9 protein-coding genes and 1 pseudogene are annotated in these 13,052 nt (G+C 53.3%); 8 read left to right on the forward strand and 2 right to left on the reverse strand.

The window, feature by feature from the left end; all coding sequences use genetic code 11:
- The 5 genes and pseudogenes from VGM48_RS11930 to VGM48_RS11950 all read left to right on the forward strand — a co-directional run.
- Window positions 1–304, forward strand: a pseudogene (locus VGM48_RS11930) (MFS transporter); the annotation flags it as partial.
- A gap of 54 nt (window positions 305–358) precedes the next feature.
- The gene (locus tag VGM48_RS11935) at window positions 359–1,552 is read left to right on the forward strand and encodes a Gfo/Idh/MocA family oxidoreductase (RefSeq protein WP_331579334.1); all 1,194 of its coding nucleotides are present in this window, start codon (window positions 359–361) and stop codon (window positions 1,550–1,552) included.
- A gap of 18 nt (window positions 1,553–1,570) precedes the next feature.
- Complete coding sequence (locus VGM48_RS11940) at window positions 1,571–2,818, forward strand: hypothetical protein (protein ID WP_331579336.1); 1,248 nt, start codon at window positions 1,571–1,573, stop codon at window positions 2,816–2,818.
- 173 nt (window positions 2,819–2,991) lie between these two features.
- Window positions 2,992–3,963 (forward strand): ribonucleoside-diphosphate reductase small subunit, encoded by a 972-nt coding sequence (locus VGM48_RS11945; protein ID WP_331579338.1) that lies wholly within the window; start codon window positions 2,992–2,994, stop codon window positions 3,961–3,963.
- A 64-nt stretch (window positions 3,964–4,027) separates the two neighbouring features.
- Entirely contained in the window at window positions 4,028–6,427 is a 2,400-nt protein-coding gene (locus tag VGM48_RS11950; protein ID WP_331579340.1) for a ribonucleoside-diphosphate reductase subunit alpha, read from the forward strand.
- A 360-nt stretch (window positions 6,428–6,787) separates the two neighbouring features.
- Here VGM48_RS11950 and VGM48_RS11955 read toward each other — a convergent pair whose 3' ends face one another.
- Window positions 6,788–8,515: a phospho-sugar mutase gene (locus tag VGM48_RS11955; RefSeq protein ID WP_331579342.1), complete on the reverse strand. Its 1,728-nt coding sequence runs from the start codon at window positions 8,513–8,515 to the stop codon at window positions 6,788–6,790.
- A 288-nt stretch (window positions 8,516–8,803) separates the two neighbouring features.
- Here VGM48_RS11955 and VGM48_RS11960 point away from each other — a divergent pair, with 288 nt between their 5' ends.
- The 3 genes from VGM48_RS11960 to VGM48_RS11970 all read left to right on the forward strand — a co-directional run bounded on the left by VGM48_RS11960 (window position 8,804) and on the right by VGM48_RS11970 (window position 12,573).
- On the forward strand, window positions 8,804–10,312 hold the full coding sequence (locus VGM48_RS11960) for a hypothetical protein (protein WP_331579344.1): 1,509 nt from the start codon (window positions 8,804–8,806) through the stop codon (window positions 10,310–10,312).
- A gap of 205 nt (window positions 10,313–10,517) precedes the next feature.
- Window positions 10,518–10,883 carry a hypothetical protein gene (locus VGM48_RS11965; RefSeq protein ID WP_331579346.1) on the forward strand — a complete coding sequence of 122 codons (366 nt, stop codon included), beginning with the start codon at window positions 10,518–10,520 and terminating at the stop codon, window positions 10,881–10,883.
- Window positions 10,884–11,154: 271 nt separating this feature from the next.
- A complete protein-coding gene (locus tag VGM48_RS11970) occupies window positions 11,155–12,573 on the forward strand; it encodes a saccharopine dehydrogenase C-terminal domain-containing protein (protein WP_331579348.1) in 1,419 nt (472 codons plus the stop codon).
- On the opposite strand, the gene VGM48_RS11975 is transcribed toward VGM48_RS11970, so the two are convergent.
- On the reverse strand, window positions 12,570–13,052 hold a 483-nt coding region (locus VGM48_RS11975; protein ID WP_331579350.1), incomplete at its 5' end, for a hypothetical protein. The two genes, VGM48_RS11970 and VGM48_RS11975, sit on opposite strands and share 4 nt — an antisense overlap.

The following is a 13,052-nucleotide window of genomic DNA, read 5'->3' on the forward strand; positions in this document are numbered from 1 at the left end:
CATCTGTTATGACTTCTTTTTCGTTACCGGACAGATCTATGTCGATACAAAGGCAAGTCCCGAGATCAGGGGGCAAGCCCAGGGATTGATCATCTTCGTCACCTATGGCGTAGGAATGCTGGTCGGCGCACAGGTCGCTGGTATGGTCTACAACAGTTTTTTAAAACAGGCGAAGTCATTGACGCTTCTGCAATGGCAGAGCTTCTGGTGGATCCCGGCCGCTTTTGCAGCCGCCGTCTTGCTTTTATTCGTCGTCCTGTTCCGGGAGAAAAAAAATACCGCCCGACCCGCCGTCAGTGTATAAAATTGCCGGTCGTATCTTTGTAACTATCATTTCATTTGCATTAATCGTTACTATATGCCAAAAATAGCCATGCTCGGCTCCGGCTTCATCGGCCGATTCTATGCCGAGTCCATCCTGGGTGGGAGAAGCCGCGACCGGATCGTCAGCGTTTACTCCCGCAGGGACGAAAGCGCCCAAAAATTTGCCACAGACTATCATTGCTCCCATTGGACAACAAATATGGAGGAATCCATCGCCCATCCCGAAGTGGACCTGGTCTGCATCTCGCTCCCCAATAACCTTCACGAGATCGCCGTCCTGCTCTGCTGCAAACATGGAAAGGCCGTGATGACCACCAAACCACTGGGCCGCAACGCCACCGAAGCCCGGCGCATGCTGGAAGCCGTCGAAGACGCCGGCATCTTTAACGGCTATCTCGAAGATCTCGTCTATACGCCAAAATTCCTCAAGGCATTCGAAAGCGTAAAGAACGGCGCCCTGGGCCGCATCCTCTGGTCCAAATCCCGCGAGACCCACCCCGGACCCCACAGCGATTGGTTCTGGGACCTGGAACAGGCCGGCGGCGGATGTATCCTCGACCTCGGTTGCCATTGCGTGGAGATCGCCCGGTCCTTTATCGGCAAGGATATAAAGCCCATCGAAGTCATGTGCTGGGCCGATACACAAGTGAAACCCATCGACGCCGAAGACCATGCCATCGGCCTGGTCAAATATGAGAACGGCGCCATCGGGCAGTTCGAGGTCAGTTGGACCTTCCGCGGCGGCCTCGACCTGCGCGACGAGGTGATGGGCACCGAGGGAACGATCTGGATCAATAACTTCCTGCGCACCGGCTTCGAAATGTTCACCACCGGCAAGGGCGCCGACTATGTGGCCGAAAAAGCGGAAAGCAATACCGGGTGGCTGTTCCCCGTCGGCGACGAACTCAACGAACTGGGTTATAACCATATGTTTGCCGATGTATTCAACGCCTTCGACCAGGGCAGGGCCCCAAAAGAGACCTTCTATGACGGCTATATCGTCAACGCCATCCTCGACGCGGCCTACCGTTCCGCAAAGACAAAACGCTGGGAGCCCGTACAACTCGAGATATGGAGAGGGCGCACCGGCGTGGGAAAAGACAACCACCTGACGGACTATGACGCCGATCATTATCTCGTAAAAGAGGAAATGACCCATTATGGCGCGAAAAAACTCATTCTGAAAAACAAAACGACGGGCAAGATCACGGAACAGGTGATCGACTAGCGCCCAAAACGAAAGCGAATGTCAAAAAAGACCGGATGGCTCCTGCTCACCGTCGCAGTCTTTGCCGTGTTGGCATATACGATCCAAAGAGACCGACGATATGAAGAGAACCTTAGCTCCGACCTGCGCAACCGGGTGGTAGGCGCAAGACTGATAAAAGATGGCCGGTCCCCCTATTACTACCGATGGGCACCGGGAGACCCCATCCGGTACTATAACCCGTTCGACTTTAACTTCTTTAAGATGTCGGCCGTCACGGCCTCGCCCTTTTTCCACCACCTGCTCTCCCCGCTGGCGGACTGGCCACAGGCGCGTATATCCCCCCTTTGGCTGGGCATTGAATATATCCTTTTCATCAGCGCATGGATCATGCACGTTCACGCCGGGCAGCTTTATATTTGTATGCCCTTCGGCGCGATGCTGTTCCTGTTTTGTTTTCGGAATGACCGGCACATCGGCTTTGCCTTCGCCTCCGGGACCTGCGCCGCCTTCCTGGTACTGATCCGGGTCAATATGATCCTGTTCTTTATTCCTTTTTTGTTCCTGGTCCGATTTTATACCCGCCGCCGGATACTGGCTTTTTTCCTGCCCGTCGTCCTGCTGACAGCATGGACCCTGGGCAATAGCCATGAGCGTCGCCTATGGCAGGATTATCGCAGCCAGGTATCCGATTGGATCGAAATGTGCCGGGGAGGCCAGACGCTCGGCTTGTACCAACTAAACAGCGGTGACCCGCATTATGAAACCTGGGAGGGACTGCATACACGCGAAGGCGTGCCGCTGCCGCCTACGCTGGATACCTTCTATTCGGAAAATGGAAGCGTTTTTCGGCTCGCCAAATCGGCCTTTCACCACCAGATCCCGCTCGCCGCCCTCGCCATCGCCGCCACCGGTATTATAATCGTATCGATCTGCATTTTTTATTTCCTCAACCGGCCTCTGCAGCAGGAGGACATAGACCGGATTGCGATCCTCGGCTTTTGCCTTTATATGCTGTCGGACCTCTTCTCCCCGATTCACCGCTATCAGTACTATACCGTCCAGTGGATCTTTCCCCTGCTGCTGGCGGCATCCTCCTTCCAGCCCCGCAGAAAGGTCCTTTATGGACTGCTGGTGACGGGCCTGCTGCTGAATTGCATGTATCTGCACTTCTTCAAAATGGAAAATACGCTCGGAGAATACCTGATGATGGCGGTATTATTGGTCTTATCCACATTCCCGGACCGCTTTTTCCCGCGCAAATCAACAGCAGCAAGCCTCTCCTAATCGACGGATAAACTAATTAACAATCGGTGGATAACCAAAACGGCTTTTTTTGGTTGGCTATGTTATTTTCGTGTTAGTTCTTGTTACGGTTTGAACGGGTGCCAACCCGTTGGAATTTTTGGGGAACGATTCGTCGTCATTTATTGTGTTTTAACTTGCAATCTGTTTTGTCAATGGAAAACGGAAACGAAATCTTATTGAAAGAAAATAAAGATCGGTTTGTCATCCTCCCGATCAATCATCCCCGTGTGTGGGAGATGTATAAGAAACATGAAGCCAGCTTTTGGACAGCCGAAGAGATCGACCTGAGCGGAGACATGCAGCATTGGGTAAAATTGAATGATGGCGAACGCCATTTTATCTCCCATGTCCTTGCCTTTTTCGCCGCCAGCGACGGCATCGTCAACGAGAACCTGGCCGTCAACTTCATGAGCGAGGTCCAGTTACCCGAAGCACGCTGCTTCTACGGATTCCAGATCATGATGGAGAATATCCACTCCGAGACCTATGCCCTGCTCATCGATGCCTATATCAAGGACCCACAGGAAAAATACCGTCTTTTCCACGCCATAGAAACCGTCCCTGCCGTACAGAAAAAAGCGGAATGGGCGCTCCGGTGGATCCAGAACGGCTCTTTCGCCGAAAGACTCGTCGCCTTCGCCGCCGTAGAAGGGATCTTTTTCAGCGGCAGCTTCTGCTCCATCTTCTGGATGAAGAAAAGAGGCCTCATGCCCGGACTGACCTTCAGCAACGAGCTGATCAGCCGCGACGAAGGACTGCACTGCGAATTCGCCTGCCTCCTATACAGCATGCTGGAGAACAAGCTTTCCAACGAAGAGGTCCGTGCCATCATCAGCGACGCCGTGACCATCGAAAAAGAATTCATCACCGAGGCGCTGCCGGTAGACCTTATCGGGATGAACGCCAAACTCATGCAACAGTATATCGAATTCGTCGCCGACCGCTGGCTCGGAGAACTGAGCGTCCCCAAACTCTTCAACACCGCCAACCCCTTCGATTTCATGGAAATGATCTCCCTGCAGGGCAAAACGAATTTCTTTGAGAAACGCGTCGGCGATTACCAGAAATCAGGCGTCATGTCCGGGAAAGAATCCCAGGCCTTTAGCCTCGAAGAAGACTTCTAAAACCAAACCCCAAAACCTTTCCGGCAAACAACACCCAAATCAGCAACTACTAACCCATTGATATATGTTCGTCATTAAAAGAAATACCCGCAGCGAATCCGTGAAATTCGACAAGATCACGGCCCGCATAGAAAAATTGTGCTATGGCCTCGACAGGAGGTTCGTCAACTCCATCGATGTCGCAAAAAAAGTGATCGAAGGACTCTATGACGGCGTCACCACCACCGAACTGGACAACCTGGCGGCCGAGACCGCCGCTTCCCTGACGGTAAAACATCCCGACTATGCCCTGCTCGCCAGCCGCATCGCCGTCAGCAACCTGCATAAGAATACCATCAAAAGCTTTTCCGGCACCATGAAGCTCCTTTATGAATGCACGGACAGCAAAACGAATAAATGGGTTCCCCTCCTCTCGGACGAGGTCTGGGGCATCATCCGGGAGCATGCCGAACTGCTGGACTCGACCATCATCTATGACCGCGACTACGGCTTCGACTATTTCGGATTCAAGACCCTGGAAAAATCCTACCTGCTGAAAGTCGACGGCAAAGTGGTCGAACGCCCCCAACACATGTATATGCGCGTGGCCATCGGCATCCATCGCGACAATATCGACGAAGCCATCAAGACCTATCACCTGATGAGCGAACGCTGGTTCACACACGCCACCCCCACCCTTTTCAACGCCGGCACACCAAAGCCCCAGATGAGCTCCTGCTTCCTGCTCACCATGAAGGACGATAGCATCGACGGCATCTACGACACGCTCAAACAAACGGCCAAGATCTCTCAAAGCGCGGGAGGGATCGGCCTGTCCATCCACAATATCCGGGCCACCGGCTCCTATATCGGCGGCACCAACGGCACCAGCAACGGCATCATCCCGATGCTCCGCGTTTTCAACGATACCGCCCGCTATGTGGACCAGGGCGGCGGCAAACGGAAAGGCGCCTTCGCCATCTATCTCGAACCCTGGCACGCCGACGTTTTCGAATTCCTCGACCTGCGCAAGAACCACGGCAAGGACGAAGCACGGGCCCGCGACCTTTTCTACGCCCTCTGGATCCCCGACCTGTTCATGCAACGCGTCGAATCCGGCGGCAACTGGAGCCTCTTCTGCCCCCACGAGGCGCCGGGTCTTCACGAATGCTGGGGAGCCGAATTCGAAGTACTTTACGCAAAATATGAAGCGGAAGGCCGCGCCCGTCGTGTCGTCAAAGCACAGGACCTCTGGTTCGCCATCCTGGACGCCCAGATCGAGACCGGCACCCCCTACCTGCTTTATAAGGACTCCGCCAACCGGAAAAGCAACCAACAGAACCTCGGCACCATCAAGAGCTCCAACCTTTGTACCGAGATCATCGAATACACCGCGCCCGACGAAGTGGCCGTCTGTAACCTCGCCTCGCTGGCCCTGCCCCGTTTCGTAAACAACGGCGTTTTCGACCATCAGAAATTATACGATGTCACCTACGAAGTGACAAAGAATCTCAATAAGATCATCGACTCCAACTACTACCCCATAGAAGAGGCTCGCAACTCCAACCTGCGCCACCGCCCGATCGGACTGGGCGTACAAGGACTGGCCGACGCCTTCATCCTGCTCCGGCTTGCTTTCGAGAGCGACAAGGCCAAACAACTGAACAAAGAGATCTTCGAGACGATCTACTTCGCCGCCATGACCGCCTCCAAGGATCTGGCAAAGATCGAAGGCCCCTATAGCACCTTCGCCGGCTCGCCCACGTCCAAAGGTATCTTCCAGTTCGATATGTGGAATGTAGAACCCAGCCTCCGCTGGGATTGGTACCGGTTAAAGGACGAGGTGATAAAATTCGGGGTGCGCAACTCCCTGCTGGTCGCCCCCATGCCCACGGCATCGACCTCCCAGATCCTCGGCAACAATGAATGCTTCGAACCCTATACTTCCAATATCTACGTCCGCCGGGTATTGAGCGGAGAATTTGTGGTCGTAAACAAACACCTGCTGAAAGATCTCGTAGAACTCAATCTGTGGAATGACGACATGAAGAACAAGATCGTCTTCCACAACGGCTCCATCCAGCATATCGACGAGATCCCCGTATCCATCAAGGAAATTTACAAGACCGTCTGGGAGATCAAACAACGCAATATCATCGACATGGCCGCCGACCGGGGAGCCTATATCTGCCAGTCGCAGTCACTCAACCTCTTCGTGGAGACGCCCTCGGCCAGCAAACTGACCTCCATGCACTTCTACGCCTGGAAAAGCGGCCTGAAGACCGGCATGTACTACCTGCGCACCCAGGCAGCATCACAGGCCGTACAATTCACCGTGGAGAAACAAGGCGGCAAGATGGTCGAACCCCTGATCAATACCCAGGCAAATCCCCAGGCGATCCAGGTAGCCGGCGCCAATCACGGCGAAGACATGACCGGCCCGACCTGCAGCATGGAAGAAGGTTGCGTCACCTGCAGCGCATAAGAAGGTTACGTCACCTGCAGCGAATAGGATAATTGCATCACCTTCAGCACATAGGAAGGTCGCACTAACTACAGCGCATTAAGATAATAGCGCATAAATAAATAAAACACTTAGGCTCCCAAATCAACCGGGGCCTAAGTATTTTTACGATTGCAAGTAAGATATTTTGTAGCTACTTTGGATCGTTCCTATAATCTAAACCTAAAAAAAACCGTTATGTTTACACGCACAAACTTCTTCGGCGCCAGTCTCGTAATCCTCGTGGCAATTATCCAAATGGCTTCTTAATCGGTCCGGGATCCGGAGCTTCTCTGTTTTGATCCGGGGCCTCCTGCGTTTTGATTCGGAGCCTTCTCTGTTTTATTTCAATTTCATGTCGCTGATGATCCCTTCGATGCGGGCATTCAACTCCCCATGGATTTTATCGAAATCCTCGGCGCGCTCCAGCTTCGCATGTACACTGAAATAGAATTTGATCTTCGGCTCCGTTCCCGAAGGCCGTGCCGAGATCTTACTGCCATCCTCCAGGATGAACTGCAGCACATTCGACTTCGGTAGCGAGATCGGAGACGACTGCCCCGTCTGTAAATTCCGCGCTGTCCGCAGCTCGTAGTCCAACATTTGCACCACCGGTGAACCATTGATCGCCGTTGGCGGATGACCGCGATAGGCACTCATCATATCCGCGATCTCCTTCTGCCCGTTCATACCCTTCTTCGTGATGGAGATCAGGTTCTCCTTATAGAATCCATATTGCACATACAACTCGATCAGTTTCTCATAAAGACCGCGGCCCTTGCTTTTTTCATACGCCGCCATCTCGCAAAGAAGGGCAACCGCGCTGACCGCATCCTTATCCCGGACCTGTGCGCCGATCATCAGTCCATAACTTTCCTCTCCCCCGATGATATAGTTTTCGGCTCCTTCCTTTTCCTTGATCAGTTCGGCGATATATTTAAAGCCCGTCAATACATTATAACAGTTGATATCATTGCGCCGGGCGATCTCATCGATCAGGTTGGTGGTAACGATGGTCTTGACCACAAAATCCGTGGGTCCCGCAACCCCCTTGGCCTTGCGTGCCTCGATCATATAGTTAAAGGCGAGGACCGCCGTCTGGTTCCCATTCATCAGGGCCCAGTCCCCATTCTTGTCTTTAACGCCAATGCCTACCCGATCTGCGTCCGGGTCCGTGCCCAACAGTATATCCGCATCGATCTGCTTGGCTTTTCTCAACCCGATGCTCATCGCCTCACTTTCCTCCGGGTTGGGATAGATCACCGTAGGAAAGTTACCATCGGGAGTGGCCTGTTCATCCACCACATGCACGTTGGTAAAACCAAACCGCTGCAATACTTCCGGCACCAGTTTGATCCCCGTGCCATGGATGGGGGTATAGACGATCCGCAGATTATGCTGCTTTTCAATGACCTCGGGATATACCGATAAGCTGCGCACCATCGCAATATAGGCCTCGTCGATGGCTCCGCCGATCATCGTGATATTCGACTCTCCCCCACTCCATTTTACTTCGTCAACCCCTGCGATCTTTTCCACTTCCCTGATCACATTGGTATCATGCGGAGGTACCAACTGCCCGCCATCATCCCAATAGGCCTTATACCCATTATATTCCTTGGGGTTATGAGAGGCCGTAACGACCAGCCCACCCTGACAATGCAAGTGACGGATCGTAAAGCTCAACTCCGGCGTAGGCCGGAGAGATTGAAAAAGGAATACCTTTATCCCATTGGCGGCAAAGATGTTAGCGGCGGTCTCCGCAAAGAACCGACTGTTATTACGACAGTCATGCGCGATGGCCACCCGAACTTCCTGTCCGGGCCACGATTTTTTCAGATAATTCGCATACCCCTGCGTCGCCATTCCCACCGTATATTTATTCATCCGGTTCGTACCGACACCCATAATACCCCGCAGCCCGCCGGTTCCAAATTCCAGGCTGCGATAGAATGCTTCGGTCAGCTCCGTCGGATTTTCCTGCTGTAACCGGGTGATCTCGTCTTTTGTAGCCTGATCATAGTTGCCTTTTAGCCATAAATCGACCTTTTTCTGTATTTCAGCGTCCATTTCCTTTGTTTTCTGTTTGAAAATTAATGATTTAGCCTAAACGGGCCCGATCCGGACAGGACCCGGACCCAATTTCGGTAAGATTGATAATATTAACAAATCTGGCCAGAAAGATTCCCCGGCACTCTTTTATTATTGGGAGATATACTACATTTGTTCTATCTTATCTTCCCTTGAAATCCCTCCGCAAGTAAGTATAACTTACTCTTCACAATATCAGGTGAAAAATTTGCTGTTGTTTCTGTACCGTTTGATCATTTATACCTCTTAATCGGAAATCGGATCATGATGTATTTGCTATTACGTAATAACAAGCAAAGCGGCCCCCATTCCCTGGACGAAATGAGGTCGTTGGGTTTAAAAGCCTACGACCTGGTATGGGTGGATGGTAAAAGTGCAGCCTGGCGATACCCCTGCGAAGTGGAAGAACTGAAAGCCTTCTCCCCCGTGGTAGAAGAACAACCTTTCGACCGTTTCTACAAAAAGACATCCCCCGCCAAATCAGCCGTCACTACCGCCGACCCCCCCACCGTCCCCGGTCGACGCATCATCTATGTCACCATGCCGGCCGGCAAAGGACCCGCCGTTCTTCGCGAATCAACCGTCCAGCGTGAATCCTCCCGCAACAACGGGTCGACTGCCATTCTGCCGGCCGCCCCCTCCCGGTCCGCAGAACCCCGGGCAATAGACATCCAGTTTGTCGATCCGCCCCCGCGCGAAACGGCCCCCCGGATACTAAACGATCCCCTCGCCGCCTACCAGCCCGCTCCTGTGGTGACGATAAACCAGCCTACCCGAACGGAACCTATCGAACCCGTAAACAAGTATGCCCGGACGGAACCCGCCGTTGAAACGGTAAACCGGCATCCCCGAATGGAACCTGTTGAAAAATTATCCCAGTTTCAGGCAGATTGGAAAAATAATGTAGAATTAACGCCCCCTATCCATAAACGGAAAACGACGAGGATCCTCCAACCCCTCCTCGTTGTGGCCTGTATCCTGGCCTTGCTGGCTGCCGGGATCTTTATTGGTCTGTCCATCAACAACGGCGGCCTCAGGTTGCGGCAAAAGATCGCCGCCAGGGATGCGTTGAAAGGGAATGGGCCCACCGATCGTACCTCGCAGCAACCGCCGGCGCCCAACACTACGTCGTCCGCCCTGGTTCCCTCTGTTCACGTCTTGTCCGCCGCCGATTCGATAAAGGCAGGGCTGTCCACAACCCCGCCTTCCGGGCATATACTGCCGGATGCCGCTGCGGGCAATGCACAACTTCCCGGACACACCAACCCGAGGGAAAAACCCTCTACCGCTAATAGCCGGATCCAGACTCCTCCCATGACATCCTCACGGGGAGCGTTGTCCCCAAGGGACTCGGCCGCTGCCGCAGCCATGACACCCATGACAATACCCGTCGTCCACCGCGAAGCCATCCATCGCACGGACCCTCCCACAGATAAAAGCGATAACATGGACAAGGAAGTGGTCCGGAATAATATCGCAAACCTCGTTTCAGTCGGCACAAAAGGTTACAAGATAGGCACCTTCGGAGGCATCTCCGGTTTGCAACTGACTGTTAGCAACCGATCTGTATACCCGCTGGACCTGGTCGTAGTGGAAGTGCAATACATTCAGGCCAACAAAAAGACCTTCAAAACGGAAAATCTGTATTTCCGTAGCATCGGCCCCGGCTCGGCGATGATGCAGGAAGCACCCAAGAGCCCCCGTGGCATAAAAGTGCAGTATAAGATCATCCTGGTGAATTCCAAAGAACTCGGTCTATCCTATTCCGGGATTTAAAAGGATCCATAAACCCATCTATAAAATAGATTTTTCAACATTTCTTCTCATTTGGCATAGTAGTTGAAAACCCTAGTAACACCCCCGGGACTCTTTTGCCACCTGTTCAATCTCTAATTAAAATGCCTGTTCGCGAGCGAATCCGTATGCGTTTACCAGAAATGGGAACCATCCATCAATTGTGAATTAAAAAACTTGAACCGGTATGAGAAATGCAATGTTGCAATTATGTCTTGTCGTAATAGGAGTCACGAGCATTCACGCCGTTAAATTATTACAAACCAGCTCTTTTCACGTAAGATTGTTACCGGCCCGGGGCGTCGGGAAGGTATGGGCCATCCAGGGCAGCGATTCGGTCGAAATGACAAATGTCAATGATGAATACTACCTCCGGTCCATCAACCCCGGTCACTGGCAGGTTTTGGTACTGCCAAAAGAGCCCTACTGCACAGCCCGCCTCGAAGTCACCGATATGAAACCCGGTACAGACCGCGATCTCGGGGAGATTCGCCTCCAGACACGAGCCGAAGGCATAACCGTACGAGACGACGTCCTCCACCGGGCCCGTTAACGATCAAAGCGAACGGGTGACAACAGCCGAAGCGGAACTCATCTGGCATTTTAACGATCAAGGCGAACGGATATCATAAAACAATAATCGAATTGGTACATAGGGACGGTTCAGGACACTCAGTCAGCACTTCAAGGCTGACTGAGCTTTTTTCTGCCTGTGTCATCCAGGAAAACCTACCCCTTCAGGATGCCGGAAAGGTTTTATATCTGCATTGTTAGCAGCCGCTATACAAAACCCCTTAACTTGTGCACTCAAAAATATTGTACGGATGCAACAAATCCTCCTCTTCGGCGCCGGCAAATCGGCCACCAGCCTGATCCGCTACCTGGTCGGAGTGACCGCAGCCCGGAACTGGCGACTGGTGGTTGCTGACAGCGATCTTGCCCTGGCCAGTTCGAAGATCGGTTCCGCCCCTCATGCCCGGGCCGTTGCGACAAACGTAGCCGACCAGCCCGCCCGGGAGGCGCTTATCAAAGAAGCGGATATCGTTATTTCCCTGCTGCCCCCCGCCCTCCACTACCTTGTAGCCGGTTCCTGTCTCGTATATAAAAAGAACCTGCTGACCGCTTCCTACCTGGACCCTGCGATCCGTAAACTGGAAAAGGAGATCCGGGACAGCGGCCTTTTATTCCTCTGTGAAATGGGACTCGATCCCGGCATCGATCATATGAGCGCGATGGAGTTGATCGGACAGGTAAACGAAGAGGGAGGCCGCATCCATTCCTTCCGCTCCCATACCGGTGGGCTGGTGGCCCCGGAGAGCGACGATAACCCCTGGCATTATAAGATCAGTTGGAACCCCCGCAATGTCGTCCTGGCGGGTTCCGCCGGCGCCGCATATAAAGAGGAAGGCCGGACCATCACCCGCACTTATGGCCAGCTCTTCGACCGGCCGGGGATCGTATCCGTCAATGGCATTGGCAGTCTCGCCTGGTATCCCAATCGTGACTCCCTGAGCTATATCCCTGTCTATGGACTGGAAGAGGCCGAAACGTTTATCCGTACCACCTTGCGCTACCCGGAATTCTGCCGTGCCTGGTCAGGTATTGTCGATGCCGGCCTGACCGACGACCAGCATGCACTCCGGACTGCTCCCGCACCCAACAGCAACGATCGCACTCCTGGAAGCACCAGCCTCACTGCCGGAATCACCGATCGCACTCCCGGCAGAAGCACCCTCAATCCCGGAAGCACCGCCCACACTCCCGGCACTCAGCTTTCCTCCGCCCTCACCTTCGCCGACTGGTCCGCGCCCCTCCTCCCCTATGTCAACGACAGCAACCGCACCGCATTCGAATTCCTGGGTCTCTTCGATCCATCCCCCGTCCCCGCACACGCCCGCAGCTCTGCCGATATCCTGCAATATCTTTTAGAGACCCGGCTTGCCATGCAGCCGCAGGACAAGGATATGATCGTCATGTTGCATGAAATAAGTTATAAGACGGCGGCCGCGTCCCGCGAAGTCACCAGCACCCTGATCGTCAAAGGCGAAGACAATCTGCAAACCGCCATGGCCAGGACCGTCGGCCTGCCCCTCGGCATCGCCGCCAAACTGATCCTGGAAGGGACCATCCGCCTCACCGGTCTGCATATCCCTATCCTCCCGGAGATCTATATACCCGTCCTCAGAGAACTGGAAGAGCAGGGCATACGATTCGAAAAAGCGACACTTGAAAAAGTCCCTTAATTCACCTCCACATCCAGCGTCCCCAGGATCTCATAATTAATATCCCTGAAATAAACCCTGTACTTCCCCTTCTTCAGGTACAACAAATAATTCTTCTTTCCTCCGCCAATATATGTCTGGTCCGCAGGCACCAGTTGCCACGGCGTATTTTCATTCCCTGCAATCTCACTCTCATAATACGCCTGTACAAAGAAAACGGTTGGTGATATCGGCTTGATAAACGTCGCCTTCCGCGTTCCCCCCAGGCTCAACCAGGTCGGACGACCCTCTTTATACGTCGTAAGCGGATGAATGACGCTTAGATCGTAAAGATCATTGTTGATGGCATTCACCGGCACATTATCGATCAGCGCAATAGAAGCCACGGTCAGCGGATATTTCTGCAAATACGCCTGGTAGATGACCCGGCCATACCCAAAATTGCTCTCCTCCGTCATATCCGTTTGGTCGATCGTCAGGGGATCGATACCCGAGATCCG

Source organism: Puia sp., assembly GCF_036500295.1.
GTDB lineage: Bacteria > Bacteroidota > Bacteroidia > Chitinophagales > Chitinophagaceae > Puia.